The 21,769-nt window shown below is 54.9% G+C and carries 13 protein-coding genes; 10 read left to right on the forward strand and 3 right to left on the reverse strand.

What is annotated here, in order from left to right; translation table 11 throughout:
* Positions 1 to 42 precede the first annotated feature (42 nt).
* Positions 43 to 8,613: a GH36-type glycosyl hydrolase domain-containing protein gene (locus tag RAHAQ2_RS11625; RefSeq protein WP_015697417.1), complete on the reverse strand. Its 8,571-nt coding sequence runs from the start codon at positions 8,611 to 8,613 to the stop codon at positions 43 to 45.
* A 345-nt stretch (positions 8,614 to 8,958) separates the two neighbouring features.
* Between RAHAQ2_RS11625 and RAHAQ2_RS11630 the strand changes: the two genes are divergently transcribed.
* The 9 genes from RAHAQ2_RS11630 to RAHAQ2_RS11670 all read left to right on the forward strand — a co-directional run bounded on the left by RAHAQ2_RS11630 (position 8,959) and on the right by RAHAQ2_RS11670 (position 16,686).
* Positions 8,959 to 9,597 carry an NAD(P)H-dependent oxidoreductase gene (locus tag RAHAQ2_RS11630; RefSeq protein ID WP_015697418.1) on the forward strand — a complete coding sequence of 213 codons (639 nt, stop codon included), beginning with the start codon at positions 8,959 to 8,961 and terminating at the stop codon, positions 9,595 to 9,597.
* 223 nt (positions 9,598 to 9,820) lie between these two features.
* Positions 9,821 to 11,353, forward strand: a complete 1,533-nt coding sequence (locus tag RAHAQ2_RS11635) for a putative bifunctional diguanylate cyclase/phosphodiesterase (protein WP_015697419.1) — start codon at positions 9,821 to 9,823, stop codon at positions 11,351 to 11,353.
* A 117-nt stretch (positions 11,354 to 11,470) separates the two neighbouring features.
* Positions 11,471 to 12,322: a MurR/RpiR family transcriptional regulator gene (locus RAHAQ2_RS11640; protein ID WP_015697420.1), complete on the forward strand. Its 852-nt coding sequence runs from the start codon at positions 11,471 to 11,473 to the stop codon at positions 12,320 to 12,322.
* Between the two features lie 250 nt (positions 12,323 to 12,572).
* On the forward strand, positions 12,573 to 13,409 hold the full coding sequence (locus RAHAQ2_RS11645) for a transporter substrate-binding domain-containing protein (RefSeq protein ID WP_015697421.1): 837 nt from the start codon (positions 12,573 to 12,575) through the stop codon (positions 13,407 to 13,409).
* 3 nt (positions 13,410 to 13,412) lie between these two features.
* Positions 13,413 to 14,042 (forward strand): DUF1989 domain-containing protein, encoded by a 630-nt coding sequence (locus RAHAQ2_RS11650; protein ID WP_015697422.1) that lies wholly within the window; start codon positions 13,413 to 13,415, stop codon positions 14,040 to 14,042.
* On the forward strand, positions 14,026 to 14,673 hold the full coding sequence (locus tag RAHAQ2_RS11655) for an urea carboxylase-associated family protein (protein WP_015697423.1): 648 nt from the start codon (positions 14,026 to 14,028) through the stop codon (positions 14,671 to 14,673). Before RAHAQ2_RS11650 ends, RAHAQ2_RS11655 begins: the two co-directional genes overlap by 17 nt.
* A gap of 3 nt (positions 14,674 to 14,676) precedes the next feature.
* Positions 14,677 to 15,330, forward strand: coding sequence for an amino acid ABC transporter permease (locus RAHAQ2_RS11660; RefSeq protein ID WP_015697424.1), 654 nt, complete (start codon positions 14,677 to 14,679; stop codon positions 15,328 to 15,330).
* Entirely contained in the window at positions 15,330 to 15,995 is a 666-nt protein-coding gene (locus RAHAQ2_RS11665) for an amino acid ABC transporter permease (RefSeq protein WP_015697425.1), read from the forward strand. Before RAHAQ2_RS11660 ends, RAHAQ2_RS11665 begins: the two co-directional genes overlap by 1 nt.
* A gap of 13 nt (positions 15,996 to 16,008) precedes the next feature.
* Positions 16,009 to 16,686: a DUF1989 domain-containing protein gene (locus RAHAQ2_RS11670; RefSeq protein WP_015697426.1), complete on the forward strand. Its 678-nt coding sequence runs from the start codon at positions 16,009 to 16,011 to the stop codon at positions 16,684 to 16,686.
* Positions 16,687 to 16,818: 132 nt separating this feature from the next.
* Here the strand turns inward: RAHAQ2_RS11670 and RAHAQ2_RS11675 are convergent, their stop codons facing one another.
* Positions 16,819 to 17,463: an NADPH-dependent F420 reductase gene (locus tag RAHAQ2_RS11675; protein ID WP_015697427.1), complete on the reverse strand. Its 645-nt coding sequence runs from the start codon at positions 17,461 to 17,463 to the stop codon at positions 16,819 to 16,821.
* 105 nt (positions 17,464 to 17,568) lie between these two features.
* Here RAHAQ2_RS11675 and RAHAQ2_RS11680 point away from each other — a divergent pair, with 105 nt between their 5' ends.
* A complete protein-coding gene (locus RAHAQ2_RS11680; RefSeq protein ID WP_015697428.1) occupies positions 17,569 to 18,456 on the forward strand; it encodes a LysR family transcriptional regulator in 888 nt (295 codons plus the stop codon).
* A 76-nt stretch (positions 18,457 to 18,532) separates the two neighbouring features.
* Here the strand turns inward: RAHAQ2_RS11680 and RAHAQ2_RS11685 are convergent, their stop codons facing one another.
* Complete coding sequence (locus RAHAQ2_RS11685) at positions 18,533 to 21,310, reverse strand: flavocytochrome c (RefSeq protein WP_015697429.1); 2,778 nt, start codon at positions 21,308 to 21,310, stop codon at positions 18,533 to 18,535.
* Positions 21,311 to 21,769 lie beyond the last annotated feature (459 nt).

Below are 21,769 nucleotides of genomic sequence, written 5' to 3' on the forward strand. Positions count from 1 at the left end.
CATACGTTTGGGTGATGAGGGATTATAATGATATCCAGAAAACTAATGCTGCACATTATCTGTTTCAGCGTTTTCTGCCCGGCTGCCCAGTTCAACCTCCACCTGATGCGCATTGCCGTCATCCGTCAGCGGGATCAGATCACCGTCCAGCGCATTGCCGTCCAGCGTGACACGATAATCCCCTGTGCTGCGCCGCACCGTGATCAGGTAACGGCTGCTGCCTTGTTGATATGTCACCGCGATTTCCGGCCACAGCGCAGGCAGTTTGCTGTGAATGGCGATAGCATCGCCGTGGCGTGTAATGCCCAGCAGTGATTCGGTGATTAACCGGTATGTCCAGCCCGCAGAACCGGTATACCAGCTCCAGCCCGCGCGGCCACTGTGCGGGTCTACCGAATAGATATCGGCGGAAATCACATACGGCTCACCTTTATAGCGGCTGACCGCTTCAGGTGTGAGGCTGTGATTGATCGGGTTGATCATCGACATCAGTTCCCAGGCGCGTTCGGTGTTGCCCTGTCTGGCAAACGCCATCACCGCCCAGATGGCCCCGTGGGTGTACTGTCCGCCGTTTTCACGTACGCCAGGCAAATACCCGCGGATATATCCCGGATTCGGCCCGTTGCCGTCAAATGGCGGTGTCAGTAATCGGATCAGCCCCGCATCGTTATCGACCAGACGCTTGTCGACCGATCGCATGGCGCTGGCAGTGCGTTCAGGCGTACCGGCTCCGGAAAGCACCGACCAGCTTTGCGCGATCGCATCTATCTGACACTCATCGTTCGCATGCGAACCCAGCGTTTCACCGCTGTCGAAGTAACCGCGCAGATACCACTCACCATCCCATGCATGGTCGTTGAGATTTTGTTTCAGCAACGCCGACTGCTCGCGGCAGAGGGTAGCGACAGCGATGTCCTGGCGGCTTTCTGCCAGCGCACCATAGCGTTGCAGCACGTCGTAGAGGAAAAAGCCCAGCCAGACACTTTCCCCACGCCCGCCCAGTCCCACCAGATTCATGCCGTCATTCCAGTCTCCCGCGCCCATCAGCGGCAGCCCGTGGTCGCCTATTTTCAGGCCATGCCTGAGCGCACGCACGCCGTGCTGCCAGAGGCTTTCCTGCGTTGCGCTGACCTGCGGTTGCTCGTAGAACGACTCTTCGCCTGCGTCCAGCAGACGTGCCTCAAGATAAGGCACGGACTCTTCCGCAATACCGTCATCGCCGGTAACGGAGATGTAATGGCTGATGGCCAGCGGCAGCCAGAGATAATCGTCAGAGCAGCGGGTACGCACGCCATTGCCGGTTGGCGGATGCCACCAGTGCTGGACGTCGCCTTCAATGAACTGCCGCGACGCACATAACAGGATCTGTTCACGCATCCGTTCCGGCGCCGCGTGGCTCAGCGCCAGCGTGTCCTGCAACTGGTCGCGGAAACCGAACGCCCCGCCGGACTGATAATAACCGCTGCGTGCAAGGATGCGGCTGGCTAAGGTCTGGTAAATCAGCCAGCCATTGGTTAGCAAATCGACCGATTTATCCGGCGTAGTGATCTGAATTTTGTCCAGCACCTGATGCCAGTGATGATGAATGCGATCCAGCTCAGCCTGCGCCTCTCCCTCCTGAAAATACTGATGAATGAGCGCTTCGGCATCTGCGGCATTCTGCCCCAGGCCCAGCGCGAAAACAAAGATGCGCTGGTCGCCGTCGATAAGCGTTGTCGCCGACTGCACTGCACCGCAAGGATCCAGCGCCGCGCCGGTTTTATCGGAAAGACGCTGATTTTTCATGGCAGCAGGCATGGCTGCGGAACCGGTGCGCCCGAAGAACTCGCGACGGTCACCGCTGACCGAGCAATGCGCGCCGGTCACCGCGAAGAAGGCCGTGCGTTCAGAGCCGTTGCCGGTGTAATGATTGGTCGCCAGTACGCCGCAACCCTTTACCACGTGGGCTGCCGAGGTGACGATATGCATGGCTGATTTGGCACGTAAATCCGCCATCACCCATTCGGCATAACCGGTCACCGACAATCTGCGCGGCCTGCCGGAGAGGTTAGTCAGGGTCAGAATAATCAGTTTGACCGGCGCGTGTTCAGCGACTAATACCGTCATTTCGCTGGAAATACCCCGTTCGGTATGTTCGAAGCAACTGTAACCAAAACCGTGGCGGGTGACGTAACCGCCGACGCCGCGCACCGGTAGCGGTGCCGGTGACCAGACGCTGCCGCTTTCCTCATCGCGCAGATAAAAGGCTTCGCCGGAACTGTCGCTGACCGGGTCATTTTCCCACGGCGTTAAGCGGTATTCGTGGGCATTTTCATACCAGGTATACGCCTGCGCGCTTTCTGAAATCACCGTACCGAAGCGGGCATTTGCCAGTACGTTCGACCACGGGGCTGGCGTGGTTTGCCCTTCGTTGAGCACAATCTGATATTCCCGGCCATCCGGCGAGAAGCCGCCCAGTCCGTTGAAACAGGCCAGTTCACGTGGTGGCGCAATCACCGGCTGGCTGTCGTTGACCGTACGCACCGGCAGCAACGCAGGCAGGGAAACGAGCGGCGTTTGCGTCCGCTGATTCAGCTGATCGGCCAGACTGCCACGGCGGTCGTCGATCATCACATGCGCCACGCTCATCAGCAGCGTGCGATCCTCCGGGGTCATCTGCTCGCCGTTACGCACGAAAATGCCACCCGGAATATCGGTCTGGCTGGATCCCGCACCGGAGGCCACCAGGCTGAGGATCTGGTTTTGCAGCGCCTGCTGATAACCGCCGGAATCATTACACAACAGCACCAGATCGACTTTCAGTCCTTTCAGACGCCAGTAGTGATGCGCACGGATCAGCAACGTCACCAGCCCGATATTTTCGTTGCTGGTCATGGTCAGCAGTACAATGGGCAGATCGCCGGAAAGCGACTGTCCCCACAGGCCGGATTGCCCGCGGCGGTTGGCGGCGACGGACTGCGCATCGCCGCGCATTTCCTGGCTGGCAAAAATCAGCGCCCCTGCCAGACGGTTAAACAGCCCCGCATCATCTTCCGTTGCATTAAGCTGACGCAGCACGACCTGACTGTGCGACCAGGCGATTTCGAACACCCGGTCAGCAATATGATGGTCGCGATATTTTTCCATCAACATCAGGCTTTGCAGGCGCGTGTCGCTGATGCCGTAAACCATGTCGATAATCACCGGCACACCGGGTTTAAGCCGGATGCGCTGACGAATCACCATCACCGGATCCAGCACTGCACCGGCACTATTACCGAGTGTTCCGCCCTTCTGCATTGCCTGCGGACTGGCGGCAGTATTACCGCGTCCGATAAAGGCCGCGCGGTCAGTCTCAAACGAGGTTTCCCGTTCCACCGCACCGTGGATCGCCATCATGTGAAACATCCACGGACAGGCTTCATCCGGTTCGCGTGGTCGCCGGTGGCACAAAATCCCCTCCTGAGCGGGCACCAGTTCGGTCTGCACAAACAAATTACTGAACGCCGGGTGAGCCGCGTCGTTGGCGGCGGGTGCCAGCACCACTTCGGCATAAGTGGTGATATCCAGCGTGCGCGGATGACGGCCATTATGCGTAACCGTCATGCGGCGGATTTCGACGTCATCTTCCGGTGATACCACGATATGCGTTTGCAGGGTCAGCGCGCCGCGGGTGCGTGTAAATTCTGCGCCAAAATCGGTCAGTACGGCGTGATAGCTTCCCTTCTGTTTACCGGCGGGTTGCCAGGTATTACTGGTCACTGCGCCCGATTCAGGATCGCTGACGTAGCAGAAAATGCCACGGTTATCACGGGTGGCATCTTCGCGCCAGCGGGTCAGGGTCAGGTCTTTCCAGCGACTGACACTGCCGCCCGCCTGCGTGACCATCAGATGGTAATGGGTATTGGAAAGCAGTTGAATTTCCGGCGACGGACTGTCAACGTCGGTGAATTCACGCAGTTCTACATTCACTTTTTGCAGCGTATTGTCGTGCGATTCAAAGTGACGACGCGGACTGTAAAGCTCGACAGCATCCGGCACACGCTCCTGTAACAGCAAACGGGCGGACTGGAACGCGGCGTTGGCTGCAAAGCGTGCGACCATCGGCGCGCCGAGCAGCACATTAGCCAGCGCCAGAAATCCCATGCCCTGGTGATGCGCCATGTAAGAGCGCACCACGATGTAAATCTGCCCGCGCACCAGACGTGACGGGCTGTAATCCAGAGCATCATAGAAACCGTATTCACCGCGTGCGCCGCAATCCTCCAGCTCCGCCAGATTCAGACAGGCTTCCTGCGGGCGGATCATCAGCGCCATCATCGTCGCGTAAGGCGCAACGACCATATCTTCACCCAGGCCGCGCTTAAGACCGAGGCCCGGCACACCGAAGGCGTGATACTGGTAGTTCTGGCTGAGATCAAATGCCGCATACGCCGATTCAGAAATCCCCCACGGCACGCTATTTTCCTTACCCCAGGCGATTTGCCGGTCAACGGCGGTCTGGCACATCTGCACCAGCAACGTATCGGGATAGGCCGGCATTACCAGCTGTGGCATCAGGTATTCAAACATCGAGCCGCTCCACGACATCAGCGACGGCTGTTTGTCGATCACGGTGAACAGACGTCCGAGGGCGAACCAGCTTTTTTGCGGCAACTGATTGGTGGCAATGGTGACGTAATTCGTCAGGCGGATTTCAGAGGGCAGCAGATCGTACTTTCCGCTGTCCATCTTATGGGCGTCACAATTGTAGCCAACGGTCAGCAGATGGGTATTTTTGTCATACAGGAAGCGGAAATCCATGTGCGCATGCTCGTTCAGGCGCTGTTCGAGTTCACCGATAATGTCCAGTCGCTGACGCGCCAGCCCGATAGCGCGGGATAACAGCGGCGACGTCCGGGCATCCTGTTGCGCCAGCCAGTGCAGCGTTGGAAGCGGTTCATTTTGAGCCTCCGGCGACAGCGCACCATAGAAATCTGACCACTCTTTAATGCCCGCTCCGAGCTGTTCTGCCAGCCGTTGTTGCCAGCCCTGCGCCGAAACGGCGATCAGACTGCGCATATCCTGCAAATGCGTAATACTCTCAGCGGCTTTGGCGGCGGTAGCCTGTTTCAGGCTTTCCCGCAGTTTTGCCATCAGCGGTTCATCGGTCTGGCTGTCTGCCATGTTCAGCGTATCGCCCAGCCCCGCCAGCCATGCCGCCCTATTCAGCGCGGGCTGCGTGCGCCATAACCGTAATCCGCTGCTGAGGGTCAGCAGATGCCCGGCCAGATTGCCGCTGTCAACGCTGGAAATATAGCGCGGGTTCAGCGGTGCCAGCGTGCGCGTGTCGTACCAGTTATAAAGATGACCGCGAAAATGCTCGAGTCTATCCAGCGTATCGAGCGTCTGGCTGGTGCGTTCCAGCACCTCACCCTGCGTGATATAGCCAAAATCCCAGGCGGTGATATTCGCCAGCAACGACAGACCGATATTGGTCGGCGACGTGCGGTGCGCAATCACCGGCTGCGGAATTTCCTGGAAGTTGTCCGGCGGCAGCCAGTTTTCCTCAGCATTCACGAACGTTTCGAAGAAATACCAGGTTTCACGCGCGGTCTGACGCAAGAAGCGGTGCTGCTGCGCATCAATGTCCGGCTTCTGCCTGACCGCCGGCCAACTCAGCCAGCACATCACCTGGGGTGCGGCAAGCCACAGCAGACCGAGCGGCAAACCAAACCACAGCAACGGCGGATGCGCACCGGCGGCCAGCACAATCACGGCCACACCGGCCAGCAGATTCGGCCACATCCGCCGATAGAAATAGGCCAGGGAGCGCGCACGGGATTTCTCACCAATATTCACACTCGCCCATTCATGCAACTTCCGGTGGCTGATATTCAGCCGCCACAGGGTCAGCAAAATGGCGTGTATCGAATACACGGCTTCGTGCGGCAGTGTCATCAGCTGGAGCAAAATCCGCGAACAACGGCTGAGGGTGGCAGATGCCACACTTTTCAGATGAGGCATCACCTTGCGGCGGGAGCCTTTGTTGAAGAGATCCAGCACCAGCGCGACGACCACCGGAAACAGCAGCATGGTGGCGATGAAACCCAGCCAGTAAAGCTTGTTCGGCACCAGCAACAGTGTGCAAAAAATGAGGGTCAGCAGCGCGGGGGCGATCAGGCTGCGGCGCAGGTTATCGAATAATTTCCAGCGTGAAAGCGTGGTCAGCGGGTTGCGGGTCCGCGTGCCATCTTCCTGCGTGACACGAAAACCCAGCCAGTTCAGCAATTGCCAGTCGCCACGGATCCAGCGGGTCTTACGCGCCACATCCGCCAGATAATGCTCCGGATACTGCTCGTATAACACCACATCGCTGAGCATGCCCGAGCGGGCATAACAACCTTCCAGCAGATCATGGCTGAGCACTAAGTTTTCCGGGCAGGTATTTTCTGTTGCCCGGATGAACATATCGACGTCGTAAATCCCTTTGCCGACAAATGAGCCTTCGCCGAATAAGTCCTGATAGATATCGGAGGACATCGACGAATACGGATCATTACCCGGCACGCTGCTGCATAATGCGGCGTAACGTCCCTGCCCGTTTTCAGGAATTTCTTCGGCCAGACGGGGCTGAAGAATGGCGTAACCCGAAATCACCCGCTGACGTTGTGCATCATAAACCGGATGATTAAGCGGATGCGCCATGGCAGCAACCAGCTGGTGTGCCGTCGCGCGCGGCAGCACGGTGTCACTGTCTAGGGTGATGACATATTTAACCTGACGCAGTTGCGCCTGCGTGCTGCCTTCCACCCGTGAAAACGGCTCGCCTTCGCCGCGTAACCAGCGGTTCAGCGCATTGAGTTTGCCGCGCTTGCGCTCATACCCCATCCACACGCCCTGCGCCGCATTCATTTCACTGTCGCGATGCAACAATGTGAATAACGGCCCTTGTGTGGTGGGATAGCGACGGTTGAGGGTCTGGATCTGCTGCGTGGCATAGTTGAGCAACGCTTCGTTGTCTTCATGGTGCTGTTCGTGGCTGTCGTGAAAATCGGTGAGCAGCGCGAAATTCAGGTGCGGCAGAACATTGCCGAGATAACAGACTTCGAGACTGCTGATCAGTGCTTCAATGCTTTTCCGACTGCCCAGCAGACAGGGGATCACCACCAGGGTACTGGCGTGTTCCGGAATGCCGCCGACGAATTCCAGTCGGGGCAGCGGCTGCGGCGTGCGGCTGCGGGTGGTGATTTCACTGAGCAGATTCAGCGCAAACTGGCTGGCGACCAGCACTACCGGCCCCAGTAATAACCACCATGCCCAGTGCATGGCGGGATGCACGGTGCGGTAAAGCACATCGGCAGTGATGGCGGTGGTCAGCAGTAACAGGCTGCCAAGCCACGAAAGCAACGGCGTCTGACTGAGGCGGCGGCGGATGCGGGTTTGCAGCGAGAATTTCACCTGCAAATCTTTCTCCAGCGCTTTGCGCCCGGCATCAATCAGATAGTAACCGACATGTTGTTGCTGAAAGGAATCCGTTGCCTGTTGTGCCAGTGCCACCGCGCGACTGGCCACAAAGGCTTCGTCATGGCGGGAATGGCGCGACAACCGTTCAATCTGATGGCGGTAATTATCGCGGGTATCAAAATGCATGGCGGCATAAATACCGGCCGGATCCTCACGCAGGACTTTCTCCACCACGCTGAGGTTTTCGGCAAATTCTGCCCAGTCCATCTCGGTAAGCTGTCGCAGCCCCATAATGCTGTTGCTGACAGAAAGCTGGCTGGCAGCAAGCTGCTGGTTAAATTTATCGATCACTTCACGCTGAGTCAGCCCGACTTCACTCAGCCGCTGCTCCACCCAGGTCAGTGGCAGCGCCAGCATCGAGCCGTGCCCCTGCAACCGGCGCACCAGTTCGGCCACGAAAGCGCTGGTGCGCGGCGGATTGGTGCGCGCCATATCAGCGATCACGATGATCTGGCTGGCGGGATCATTTTCCGCGCTGTCCTGCAATTTATTGACCCAGAAATCGGCCAGATTGCGTTCCTGCTGTGCGTTCGCCACTTCAATACTGACACGGCGTAAATTCTCGATCAGCGCCAGACGCAGCATGCCCGGAAACGCCCACAACTCGCCGAGCGTCAGCGGGCGCACACTCTGATAAGTCGAGAGAAAACGGGTCAGGGTTTTAATGTCCCACAGGCCGTCGCTGTGGCTGACCACTTCGGTCGCAATATCGTAAATGCGCGGGCAAAAATGCGGTGCCCCCAGTGAAGGCAGGCCCTTGCCAAAGTTTTTCGGCAACAGCTGGCGCACCAGACGGATTTGTTCTTCGATCAGATAGAAATTATCGAGCAGCCATTCACCGGCCGGGGTAATGCCCGCTTTCTCTCCACTGCTGAGGATCAGGCAACTGCGCGTTAAAACCTTTTCGTTATCGTCGAGGCGCTTTAGCAGGTAATAAGGAAGTTTTTTGCCGGAGAGCTTGTGGGAGAGTGCGAGTTTTCCGCCGAAGCGTTCCATCTGATCCGCTGAGAAAAGCTCAGCGCTGATCGGTACGGGGTGGGACAGCGCGCTGGCGCGATGACGCCGTGTATGGGCAAGAACGGGTGGTGCTCTTTTACTTTTAAACCAGTTAATCACAGCATTTTTCATGTCGGCATACCTTACGCGGACCCGAGAAGGCAGTTGCCTGAGCTGCGATAAGAGTTCACATGATAAGAAAATGGGTAAGAGACAGGGAGGCACAAAAGATGAGTCACCCGCGGCGGGCAATTAGTTTTATACTAGCCTGTTTGCAGGCGCAACGTTGAGTTTATTTTTTCGCCAGCACCCAATATCCGTGTGTAAACCCCTGCCGGTTTTCGCTGTCGGTGGTCTATATCAGGGCTCAAAAGCATAAACTCCCGGATCCGGTTCATGCGATTATCGGGCGGTTATTGTGGGAATCATTGTCACAGGCAATGCCCCGCGTCCAAATTTACCCTTCAGGAAAAAAAGATGACGACCTTAAACGAAAAACTGGCATGGCGCTACGCCACCAAGAAGTTTGATGCGACTAAAACGGTTCCGGCTGAAAAGATTGAAAATATTATTGAGGCCGTGCGTCTGGCCCCCACCTCAAGCGGCCTGCAACCCTTCGAACTGTTGGTGGTCACCAATCCTGATATCCGCGCAAAAATCCGCACCGTTGCCTGGGATCAGGCGCAGGTCACCGACTGTTCTCACCTGCTGGTGTTCGCCGCATGGGACGACATCACGCCAGAACGGGTAAACATGATGTTCGACCTGACCAACGAGGTTCGTGGTTTTAAAAACGAAGGCTGGGAAAACTATCGCCAGATGCTGCTGGGCATTGTGGCTGAACGCGGTACCGAAGCGAATTATCAGGCTGCCGCCCGTCAGGCTTACATCGGTTTGGGTGCCGCACTGATCGCCGCCGCATTTGAAGAAGTTGATGCGACGCCAATGGAAGGATTTGATCCTGCTGCCGTGGATGAAATCCTCGGCCTGAAAGACAAAAACCTGCGCAGCGTCGTGATCCTGCCGCTGGGCTATCGCGCCCACGAAGGCGACTGGCTGGTGAACCTGAAGAAAGTTCGCCGCAGCCGTGAAAACTTCGTCATCGAAATCAAGTAATATCAGGCCACCGGCCCTGTCCGACCGGTGGTCTTCATCCTCTAAACGCCTGCGTACTTTACTGATCCCCCCTGCCGGGAGTGATCAACCCCGCAAAAAATCGCAATAAACAGACCCATTCCGGGAAAAAACCGTCTCCGGGCTAAATACCTGCCTAAAAATGCCGATAACTCACACAGGTAAATTATTTTCACTGACTCTGTTACTTATTATGAGGTTGTATATGTTAAGAAAGCTTCGCAATAAGGCTAAGGTCGAGCTGTATGTTTGGACAGGGTTATTCATAGCAACCTATTTATTTTGTCTGTATTTTAATATGAATGAGGTTTTCTATACTTTTTTTACGTCCTATGAAATTTATAATTTAGATGAAATTTTCATCGCACTTAATGTGACTGGTTTTCTCGGCCTGATTTTTTCCTTTATGAGAATAAAAACAATGGAAAAGGAAATAAACAGACGCATGGAGGCTGAAAAGAATTTTCAGTGGGTCGAATGTCATGATCTGGTGACAGGATTACCCAATATAACCATATTAAACGCTGCTATCGCTCAATATAGCTATGAAAACAAAACCCGCTGTGGAATATTCACCATTGAAATAAACAGGCTAAAAGATATTAATAACATTTTCGGGCATGACCATCACAATGAAATATTAAAAATCGTCGCAGAAAGACTGCTGAATATATTTCCGGGTTGCGTTTATAAATTAGCAGCAGACAGTTTCCTTGTCCTGAAAACCAATATTGACAAAACGAACCTGAGCTCACTGTCCGCGCGGGTTATGCGCAGCCTGTGTTCACCGGTTAATCTGGACGGGTTTACCTTCAATATTTCTGCCAATATGGGCATTTCACGGTTTCCGGAAGATTCATCCGATCTTAAAAAAGTCATTCAGCAGTCCGACTGTGCTATGCATGTTGCTAAAAAAGCGGGCAGAGAGCAGATCAGAGCATTCTCTGCAGACATGGAAGATTCTCTGTTAGCCATGGCTCAACTGGAAAGTGATTTTAAATCGGCCTTGCAAAACAAAGTTTTTGTCAGTCATTACCAGCCCTTAGTGGATCTGAAATCAGAAAAAATCATAGGTTTTGAAGCCCTTGCCCGATGGGAAATCTCGGAGGGGAAATTCATCCCGCCTTCGAAGTTCATTGCTCTTGCGGAAGACACGGGGGCAATAACAGAACTGACAGAATATCTCTTACGGGAGGCATGCCTTGATGCGCTAAAATGGCCATCCGATAAATTCTTGTCCTTCAATCTTTCACCGTTCCTTTTATGCAACAAGGATCTTAAATCAAGGATCATCGCTATCCTTGATGATGTGGGTTTTCCGCCAGAGCGGCTGGAAGTGGAAGTCACGGAAAGCGCGTTATTTAGCGATAAACACCTTGCCCGATATACCCTTAAAAGACTCCGTGACGCAGGCGTTAAAATCGCTCTCGATGATTTTGGTACAGGATATTCAAGCCTTTCTCAGCTCTGTAACTTCCCTTTTGATACTTTGAAAATTGATAAGAGTTTTATTGATACATTTCAGACGAATGAGAAACAGAATAAAATCGTTTGTTCTATCCTTTCCCTTGCCAACGCACTCAACGTGAAAGTCGTTGCGGAAGGCATTGAATATAAAAGTCAGCTTATTATATTACAGGAACTCGGATGTGACATTGGTCAGGGATATTATCTCGGGAAACCGGCCCCTGTCGCCACTATTCGTCAATCAATCAAATCACCTTTAACGGAAGCTTAAAAGGTCACACAGGAATGAGACAGTGACCGGCGGGTGAACCCGTGGCCATCGCAAGATTGTGCATGACAATCCGGCACGTTATGTGCAGGATGAATTTTTTCTTTCCGGGGATCATTCATGAGCGTAAAAACGGCATCGCTGGAAAGCCGTATCCGGCAGCAATGGGATCAGCTTTCGTTGCACGAACAACGTTTAGCCGATGTCCTGTTAGCCGCGCCGGGCCAGCTGGCGATGAATACCGCGACGGAACTGGCACAAAGCGCGGGCGTATCCAAAGCGACCGCCACGCGATTCTTCCGCCATATTGGTTATGAAAGCTACGATGCTGCCCGCCGTCAGGCGCGTGAAATGCAAAACAGCGGCTCGCCTCTGTATCTTCAGGCCGCACCCAGCGCATCGCCCCTGGGCACGCTGATCCAAAATCATCTGGAAAAAGAGGTGTCCAGCCTGGTGAACACCTTCCGTTCACTGGAGGACGACCAGCTTGAAGCTTGCGTGGAGGCCATCGCGAAAGCAAAGCGCGTGGTGGTGATGGGCTGGCGTCACAGTCAGAGTATCGCCATGCTGATTTACCGCGACCTGATCCACGTTCACCCTGACGTGCGTCTGCTGCCGCGTGCCGGTGATTCACTGGCGGAACATCTGGCAGCGCTTGGCCCGCAGGATGTGGTGATCTGTGTCGGGCTGCGTCGCCGAATGCCTGCACTGGAAACCGCCATGAGTGCCCTGTCTGAAATGCAGGTGCCGATGCTGTATATCTCCGATGTGCTGGCCGGTAAACCCGCGAAATATGCCCACTGGGTATTGCGTTGCCATACTGACAACAATCTGATTTTCGACAGCACCGTGGCACTTTCCGGCGTCTGTAACCTGCTCTGTTCACTGGTCGCCCGTAGCATGGGTAAAACCGGCAGCTACCATCTCGCCACCATCGAAACCCTGCACCAGAGTCTCGAAGAACTGGAGTAATGCGCCGCACTGGCGCAACGGTTGAACACTTATCCCCAAATCAGTGCAGCGGCGGATCTTTGCGCCGCTTTTTCATTCCCCCTGATGAAACCTGAGAAATAAAAATATGAAAATAAGAAACATTTGTTTCTCTTTGATTATGGAAGAAAAAAATGTTTCCCGTCATATTCAGGCTGTGACTGTTTAAAAAAGTGGCATGGAAACTGCTCGGTGGTCAGTGACATTTCACCAACACCAGGGAATCACCATAATGAAAAAAATAGCATTGCTGATCGCCGCTTTAATCACTGCTGGCGCGGCTGGCACCACACAAGCTGACACGCTGTCAGACATCAAAAGCAGCGGTAAAATCACCGTCGGCATCGACCCGACCTTCCCGCCTTATGAGTTCACCAATGATAAAGGCGAGATCACCGGTTACAGCGTGGCGATCATGCAATCTTTCGCCAAAGATCTCGGCGTGAAACTGGAGTTTCAGAAAACCGCGTTCAGCGGCATTCTGCCGGGCCTGATCTCCGGCTCATTTAATGCCGAAGGTTCTTCCCTTAACGTCACTGCCGAACGCGCCAAAAAAGTGCTGTTCACGGTGCCTTACAGCAAAACCGTCAATGGTGTACTGGTGCGCGAGGCCGATGTGAAAAAATTCAGCGGCAAAACGTTGTCGCCGGAACAGTTGTCTGGCCTGAGCGGAGCCGTGAAAAGTGCCAGTGTGCCGGAACAGTTGCTTAAGGGCTTTAACGAAACACTGACCAAAGAAGGCAAGAAGCCGATCACCATCATCAGCGTGGATACGCTGGATCAGACCGTCAGTACGCTGATGACTAAACGCGCCGATTTCGTGTTTGACGACATTTCGGTGCTCGCGCCGATCGTTAAAAAATACCCGAACAAAGTCGCTCAGGTTGGCGAAGCCGGTCCGTCGCAGTGGATGGCGTGGGCAACACGTAAAGACGACACCCGCCTGAACAAAGCCATCAGCGATCATATTTTGGCGATGCAGAAAGACGGCGAACTCACCACGCTGCAAAAACAGTATCTCGGCACCACCTTCACCGTGCCCGCCAGCGATTTCATTCCCCAGGAGTAAGTTATGTGCCACCCCCTGCTGACGGTGCCCGCCGGTCATGGCAAAACCTTTACCGTGAACAAAGGGCAATTTATTACCGTCATTGATGCCAAAGGTCAGCAAGCCGCCGATTTTGTGGCCGTGAATGCCGCAAACCTGAGCGAAAAACTGTCTCCGGTGCATACGCGTCAGTATCTGCGCTCGCTGTTCTTCAAACCCGGAGATGCGCTCTGGTCGAGTGAAAATCGCCCGATGCTGCGTATCGTCGCCGACACTATCGGTATTCATGACGCCAATGTTCCGGCCTGTGACCGCACACGTTTCAGTATCGATTTCGGTGTTGAAGGCCATCGCAACTGCGTCGATAACCTGCTTGAAGGCATGAAGGCATACGGCGTGACCTATTTCAGCCTGCCGGAGCCGTTCAACCTGTTCCAGAACGGGCCGGTCACTGCCGACGGCCGCATGGAGGTCACCGATCCGAACAGTAAAGCCGGTGACTGTATTGTCTTTGAAGCGCTGTGTGACCTGATTTGCGCGGTGTCGTCCTGCCCGCAGGACATTATTCCCGGCAACGGTTTGCAGGTCACGCCGATTGATATTCAGGTCAGCAATCATTACCACGGGGAGATTCAGCATGCTGTTAATGCGTGAGGCCTGGGCCGAAAGTGAAGTCCGTCCGCTGGCCGGGCCGGTGGCTATCAAAGCGGGTGAAACAGGCTCCATCCGCGTGTTGCGCGGGCAGTTATTGCGCATCACGGCAGCGGGCGAAGGCGCGGTGGCCTCACTGTTTGGCTTCAGCCTGAGCGACCCTGCCGTCTGGCTGTCAGTCCATCATACCCGCGTATTCAGCAACAGCTATCTGCTGGGTTCAGGAATGCGTCTGGTGAATAACCGCCGTCGTCCGGTAATGGTGCTGGGCAAAGACAGTGTAAAACGTCATGACCTGCTGCTGCCGGCATCGACCAGTGCATGGCTGGCAGAACGCGGTTATCAGGGTGAAGGCTGCATCGAATCAGTAAAAAGTGAACTGGCACGGCTGGACATGAACGTGCCGAAACTGCCGGATCCCATCAATCTGTTCATGCATGTCCGGCTGACACGCGAAGGTGATATTTTGCCGGAAACCAACCGCACACGGCCGGGCGACAGCATTACCTGTCGCGTGGTGGCTGACACGCTATTTATCGTTTCCGCCTGCTGCACCGGCATTGAAGGCAATGATAAACCCGCGCCGCTGAAGCTTTCGGTTGCGGAAAATCTGTCAGCATTTGGCGAGGAATAACGCATGTTGGGGCTGGATGAGCAGGTGATTGCAGCACTTCCCGAATTAGGCCATGGCCTGCTGATGACGCTGACGCTTACCGTACTGGCAGCGCTGCTGAGCCTGGGGTGCGGGCAAATCATCTGCTTTCTCCAGTTGCGCAAACTCGGGGTATGGCGCGTCACCGGGCGGTTATATGTCAGCCTGATGCGTGGCACACCGGCCATCGTGCAGCTCTTTGTCGTGTTCTTCACCCTGCCAAGGCTGGGGCTGGGTGGACAGCCAATGCTGGCGGCCGTGCTGGCGATTGGCCTGAACAGCGGCGCGTACGTCGCGGAAATCTTGCGGGTCAATCAGAGTCTGGTGACCCGCGGACAACGTGAAGCGGCGCGCACGCTGGGGCTGAACCGCTGGCTGACGTGGTGGTATGTGATCAACCCGCAGGTGATCCGCGCCAGCCTGCCGATGCTGGTGAACGAATTTACGATTTTACTGAAAACTACGCCGCTGGCATCCGTGGTGGCGCTGACCGAACTGACCTATGCCGGACAAATCGTTATTGCCCGCACCTACGACGCCACTCAGGTGCTGTTGCTGGTGTCAGCCGGGTATCTGCTGATCGCCCTGCCGCTGATCAGCGCGGTACGGCATCTGGAAGCCAAACGGAGGATGGCGTAATGGACTGGCAGGCAATTATTACCGCATTACCGTCGCTCGGCGCAGGCATGATTGCCACGTTAAAACTCTGTGCCATTGCGGCGATCTGCTCGCTGTTATGGGGCACGCTGATGGCAGTCGCGCTGATGCGTGCGCCGCCATTCTGGCAACGGATGCTGTATCTTTACACCAGCCTGACGCTGGCGCTTCCGCTGCTGATCGTCATTTATCTGCTCTATTTCGTGCTGCCGGAATACGACATCACTTTTACCTCGCCGCAGGTCGGCGTGCTGGCACTGACGTTGTATTACGCGCCGTATATCGCGCAGGTTGTACGCTCGGCGATTGAGATGTTGCCGCGCGGCCAGTGGGAAGCCTGTCGTGTGTTAGGGCTGAGCCGTACGGAACAGTTGCGCGATGTGGTGTTACCGCAAACGCTGCCGCAGATGCTGTCGCCGCTGGTCGGGCTGATGATCGGCCTGATTAAAGACTCCGCCCTGCTGTCGATTGTGTCGGTGCAGGAGTTTATGTACGCCGCCAGACAGGCGATTTCTGAGACTTACGCGCCGCTGGAGATTTATCTCACGGTCGCGCTGTGTTACTGGGTGCTGAACAGTTTGATTGACTGGCTGGCGCGCCATATTGAATTTCGCATGACGCGCTATCGTCGTGGCATGCAACATTAACCAGGAGAAAAAAATGTCGGCTGAATTTGAGCATCGTGACATCCGGTTGATCCCCGCCCGCCACGGTAAAGCCGTGCGTCTGGCGAAAGGCGAAGCCGTGCAGGTCGTGAATTTGTACGGCACACAAGTGGTGGATTGCTGGGCGTATAACGCCGAAGACGTCAGTGAATATATGTGTATGGAAGCCACCCGTGTCTGGAACCAGCGGCTGAATCCGCAGGTTGGCGACAGCTTTATCACCAGCCAGCGCCATCCGATTCTGACGCTGGTCGCCGACACCTCACCGGGCGTGCACGACACCTTTATGGCCGCCTGCGATGCGCGGCGTTATGAACTGCTCGGCTGCACCGAACCGCACCGCAACTGCCATGACAACCTGTTTGAAGGCATGGCAGAACTGGGCGTAACACTGCCGCACGGCAATCTGGCCTCGTTCAACATCTTCATGAACATTCAGGTACAACCGGACGGCCGTACCCTGAAAACCCTGCCCGTGGTCACGCGTCCTGGCGACTACATTATCCTGCGCGCCGAAATGGACTGCTACGTCGCCTTCTCCGCCTGCCCGCAGGACATCGTCAGCATTCAGGGTCAGGGCGACAACACCCCGCGCGATGCCGAGTTGCGCATTCTGACCGCAGGCTTCCCGCAGGTGAAATTGCAGGGAGCCTGGGTGCCGGAGGGGGTTTAAAGGCAGAAAAAAGCCAAACCCGCTGATGGCTTGATCAACGCTTCCCCCTGTGAAGGGGGAAGTTGGGTGGGGGTTTCAAAAGTTATCTCAGTCTAAGCACATTTAAAATTTCTGAGGGATAAACCCACCCATTTATCTTCCCGCAGGTTCCGGCCTTACTGCGCCTTCCAGCACCTCCAGTAATTCACTTTCGGTCATCCGCACACAATAAGACGGCATACCACGCTGGAAGCGCCAGCCTTCGGAAAGTGCGCCGACATCGACGGCGTCGAAACCAAAGGCGTCATACAGCGCAATGACCGTTTTTTTCGTTTCTGCATCATCGCCAGCGACAGGCAGTGCCCGGCGTTGCGGATCGCCGGCAGGCAAACCGTCTTTTTCGAGATCCGTCATCTGAATCGCATTGAATGCTTTGGTGATTTTTGAATGAGGCAGGAAGCCCGCAAGATATTCACTGGTAGTGGTCGTCTGGTTATCCAGTTCAGCTACCTGACCGTCGCGTTCAGGATAATAATTCACTGCATCAATGACCGGTTTTCCGGCGATCTCCCCGACCGGCAATTGCCCGATAGCCGTCAGTGGTACAGCAATCACCAGGATATCGCCAAAAACAGCCGCTTCAGTGGCCGTACCGATTTCACAACCGATCATCGGCTTCAGGCTGAACAGCGTCTGAGGACCGCGCGAATTGCTGAGCATGACCTGATGTCCGGCTTTGATCGCCAGTTTAGCCACTGCCCTGCCCACAAATCCCGCACCAATAATGCCTATTTTCATGATTCTTACCTTTCATTTTGTTGTCGATGGGTTAACAATAATTCCCTACCCAACATTGATAAATCGCCATCATTAACACAGACAAACAACAAATAAGAGGGAATCATGGATCGCTTAACCAGCATGAATGTGTTCATCAGAACCGCGGATCTGGGTTCTTTCGCGGCAGCAGCAGAAGCGTTGCGCATTTCTCCTCAGATGGTGGCGAAACATATCGCGCGGCTGGAATCGCGGCTGGGGACGGCGCTGATCAACCGCACAACGCGGCGTCAGCACCTGACGGATATCGGGCGCAGTTATTATGAGCGCTGTAAAATCGTGCTTTCAGAGGCCGAGGCAGCGGATGCTATCGCCCTCGAAATGAAAGTCACGCCTTCCGGCACGCTGCGTGTTAATGCGCCCGTCACCTTCGGCACCTCCTCGCTGGCACCGTTCATTACACATTATCTGGCGCAATATCCGGATACGCAGATTGAGCTGACCCTGAGCGACCGCATGGTCGATCCGGTTGAAGAAGGTTATGAGGTGATCCTGCGGATTGGCGAACTGACTGACAGCCAGATGATTGCTTATCCGCTGCGACCGTACCGGCTGATTGCCTGTGCCTCGGCGGGCTATCTTGCACAAAACGGCATCCCTGAAACACCTGCGGAACTGGCCACTCATTCATGCCTGGTTTACGGTATCTGGTCACCTCAGGCTCCCTGCCGCTGGCAATTTTACAAAGAAGGTAAAATGCTGGAAATCCACCCCCAGGGGCGGCTGCGCTCGAATGACTGGCGCGCGCTGCTACATGCCGCCGTCAGCGGATACGGCGTGACGCTGGGGCCGGAAGATGTACTGCGCGAAGAGATCAATGCCGGACGGCTGGTACAGGTATTGCCTGATTACGACGGGCCGTCAAGACCGATGCATATCCTCACCCCCGCTGGTCTGCGGCAGACCGTGAAGATCCGCAGTTTTATACAGGCAGTGCGGGAAGCGTTTGGCTGAGGCATCCGTTACCCATAAAAAAAACCCACGCTCACACATGGGTTTTCATTTTTACAGCCTTTCACGTCCTGACATTTTACCGTTTCGCCAGCGCCGCGGCATTCTTACCGGCCAGAATGCCGAAGATAATAATATCGGCCACGGCGTTACCGCCGATGCGGTTTGCGCCATGGATGCCGCCGACCACTTCACCTGCGGCCCAGGCACCGGTGATCACCTGTTTCTGCGCATCAAGCACGGCGGTATCCGGATTGATGGTCACACCGCCCATGGTGTGATGCACACCCGGCGCGATGCGGATGGCAAAGAACGGCCCCTGATTAAGCGGGTGACGCAGCGCGGTGGTACGGCCAAAGTCTTCGTCCTTTTTCTCCACCACAAACAGATTGTAGCGCAGCAGGGTTTCCGACAACGTGTGAGGATCCATATTGAGTTTTACTGCCAGCTTCTCCGGCGTGGGTGCACTTATCACAAACCCCTTGGCGATATACTCGTCAGCCGCTTTGTTACTCGCCCGCACCTGTTCATCGAAGATTACCCACGCACTTTTCTCGGGTAATGCGATGATTTCTGCCGAGACTTTGTCGCGGGTTTCCATTTCGTTATAGAAACGCTTCCCGGCCTGACTGATCAGGATCGCGCCGCCGCCACGGATAGCCTCTGAAATCAGATAAGACGTGGTCTGTTCCACTGTCGGGTGGATCTGAATTTCGCCCATATCCACGGTATCCGCGCCCAGTTTCTGCAGCAGGGCAATCCCGCTGCCGGTCGCCCCCGCATGGTTGGTGGTCACGAAACCGTCCAGTTCCGGGCGGTACTTCACCACCATCTCGCGGTTGGCACTGAAACCGCCGGTGGCGACAATCACACTTTTGGCATTAAGAATGCGGCTGTCGTTATATTCGTCCACCACTTTCACGCCGGTCACCACGCCATTTTCAGACAGGATTTCAGCCACCGAGGTTTCGAGCAGCACTTCGATGTCGCGCTTGTTGATATTTTTCACCAGTCCGCTGATCAGGAAACCGCCGACTGCGGAACGATCCGCCGGACGGTGCGTGCGGTCAATGCTCATTCCGCCGGTGATGGTGATGTCGTTCAGTTCGATCTCTTTCGCCGCCAGCCATTCGACAGCTTCCGGGGCCAGTTCCACAAACTCTCTCAGCAGCACCGGATTGTTTTTGAACTTGCCGCCCTTCAGCGTTTCTTCATAGAACAGGTCTTTGCTGTCTTCGATGCCTTTCAGTTTCTGGAAACGCGTTTCTGCGGCGTTCATCCCCACTGAGGCTTTGATGGTATTACCGCCGATGGTGGGCATCTTCTCGATAATCACCACGTGCGCGCCTTCGTCGTGCGCCTGAATCGCTGCGGCCAGCCCGGCGCCACCGCTGCCGACAACCACAACGTCGTAGTTTTGCGGCGCCTGCGGGTTGCCACCTTCTTCAATCACATGCTCTTTGCTGGACGTCGCCAGCGCGCGCGATACGGCTTTCTTCAGCGCCTCACTCTGGGTGGTCGCGCCGGTAATAGCATCGACATGCGGACTGTTGGCGACCAGCATCCGGGTACGCAGGCTTTCGAATGTGGTGGTGAAATCGACGTCCAGCGAGTCATCTTTCACCAGTGCGATATCGGTAATACGGTCGGTGTCGAGCGTGACGCTGATTTTCAGCTTCAGCGCTTCGGCCTCGACTTTTTCCTGATAGACCCCGGCTTTGTATTTACGGCCAGTGACGCTGGTGTCGCGGATCATGGCGTCAACCAGTGAGAAGCGCCACAGCGGTTCAGGGATGTTCAGCTCTTCACGTTTGTGGCTGTCGATAAACAGTTCGAGGTGATCATTATTGATAATGCGGTCGGCCCAGTCCGGATAAGCAATGCAGGCTTTACCGACGGCGATCAGATCAAAGCCGTATTCCAGTCCCTTTTCGGCATCAGCTTTATTGATCACCCCGCCGACGCCAATCACCGGCACTTTGGCAAGTGTTTCAGAGCGCATGGCACGGTATTTCGTGATGAGTGGCGTCGGATCCTGGGTATCGACAATGGAAGGACGCAGCAGTTGTCCGACCGAGAAATGCACATAGTCCAGCCCGCGCGCGGCGAGTTTTTCCAGCAGATACAGGGTGTCGTCAAAACGGATGCCGGGCACTTCCAGCTCTTCCGGCGAGAAACGGTAGCCGATAATAAAAGACGCATCCGCGAGGCGTTCCGCCATTTTGTGGGTGATCTCGAGCACTTCCAGCGGGAAACGTGCGCGTTTGTCGCGGTCTCCGCCCCATTTGTCGGTGCGCTGGTTGGAGTTCGGCGAGTAAAATTGCTGGATCAGGTAGGTGTTCGCGCCATGGATTTCTACGCCGTCGAAACCGGCTTTAATGGCGCGGTTAACCGCATCACCAAATTTGGTGATCATGGTGTCCACTTCTTCGCCGGTCAGTTCTTTTGGCCGGGTCGCGCCTTCGCGCGGTGCAGCGATAGCGCTTGGCGCGACAGGTGTACGGCCACCGATCAGTTCCGGCTCCACCATTCTGCCGCCGTGATAAATCTGCAAAATCGCTTTTGAGCCTTTGGATTTAATGGCATCAGCAATTTTCTTCAGACCGGAAATTTTGTTGTCGCTGTCGATAGCGATCGCGCCCGGAAACGCCGGGCCCATACGGTCAATGAAACAACATTCGACGATGATTGTGCCGATGCTACCGGCACGGTCACGGTAATACTCCACCAGTTCACTGGTTACGGTACCGTCATAGAAGCCGGTACAGGTGGTCATGGGGGCCATCAGCAGACGGTTTTTCAGTACCGCACCGTTTGGCAGCGTGAGCGGATTCAGTACCGGTGTCAGCTTATTCATTATGATCAACTCCGAAATGTGTAAGTCTTGAATTTTTTCGTGGCCGCATTGCTTATCCTTGCTTACCGTAAATAAAAACTACTGTTTAATTAAGCAATCTGCAGCAGGTGATGAAGAGAGAAATCTGTGAGCTAATGTATTTATATCAGACGATGAAATTGGCGTTATAAACGTTGTTTAAGCAGGAGTTGTTTATTTATCCGACATGAAAACCCATACCACCATCAATTGTTAATGATGAGTTGACAAAAATCAACTTTAGAATAACATAAAAAATCTCACCTTGAAAATCAGCAAGTTGGTAGCAAAACTGGCGTTTACTCAAATTTACTCTACAGTCATTTAAACAGATTATCTTCAGAAAAAAATTAACCACAAACTTTGTAATGTCATGCGTTAATAAATGAATACATTGTGTCATTTAGCGTAAGAATATTTTCCTAAGAATAATAGTAACGT

It is taken from the genome of Rahnella aquatilis CIP 78.65 = ATCC 33071 (assembly GCF_000241955.1).
GTDB lineage: Bacteria > Pseudomonadota > Gammaproteobacteria > Enterobacterales > Enterobacteriaceae > Rahnella > Rahnella aquatilis.

Bases quoted from the DNA above. Each gene is read 5' to 3' on its own strand.
- RAHAQ2_RS11655 (WP_015697423.1), top strand. From the start codon at position 14,026: ATGCTGTTAATGCGTGAGGCCTGGGCCGAAAGTGAAGTCCGTCCGCTG.
- RAHAQ2_RS11635 (WP_015697419.1), top strand. From the start codon at position 9,821: ATGTTAAGAAAGCTTCGCAATAAGGCTAAGGTCGAGCTGTATGTTTGG.
- RAHAQ2_RS11680 (WP_015697428.1), top strand. From the start codon at position 17,569: ATGGATCGCTTAACCAGCATGAATGTGTTCATCAGAACCGCGGATCTG.
- RAHAQ2_RS11685 (WP_015697429.1), bottom strand. From the start codon at position 21,310: ATGAATAAGCTGACACCGGTACTGAATCCGCTCACGCTGCCAAACGGT.
- RAHAQ2_RS11650 (WP_015697422.1), top strand. From the start codon at position 13,413: ATGTGCCACCCCCTGCTGACGGTGCCCGCCGGTCATGGCAAAACCTTT.
- RAHAQ2_RS11670 (WP_015697426.1), top strand. From the start codon at position 16,009: ATGTCGGCTGAATTTGAGCATCGTGACATCCGGTTGATCCCCGCCCGC.
- RAHAQ2_RS11625 (WP_015697417.1), bottom strand. From the start codon at position 8,613: ATGAAAAATGCTGTGATTAACTGGTTTAAAAGTAAAAGAGCACCACCC.
- RAHAQ2_RS11675 (WP_015697427.1), bottom strand. From the start codon at position 17,463: ATGAAAATAGGCATTATTGGTGCGGGATTTGTGGGCAGGGCAGTGGCT.
- RAHAQ2_RS11665 (WP_015697425.1), top strand. From the start codon at position 15,330: ATGGACTGGCAGGCAATTATTACCGCATTACCGTCGCTCGGCGCAGGC.
- RAHAQ2_RS11630 (WP_015697418.1), top strand. From the start codon at position 8,959: ATGACGACCTTAAACGAAAAACTGGCATGGCGCTACGCCACCAAGAAG.
- RAHAQ2_RS11660 (WP_015697424.1), top strand. From the start codon at position 14,677: ATGTTGGGGCTGGATGAGCAGGTGATTGCAGCACTTCCCGAATTAGGC.
- RAHAQ2_RS11645 (WP_015697421.1), top strand. From the start codon at position 12,573: ATGAAAAAAATAGCATTGCTGATCGCCGCTTTAATCACTGCTGGCGCG.
- RAHAQ2_RS11640 (WP_015697420.1), top strand. From the start codon at position 11,471: ATGAGCGTAAAAACGGCATCGCTGGAAAGCCGTATCCGGCAGCAATGG.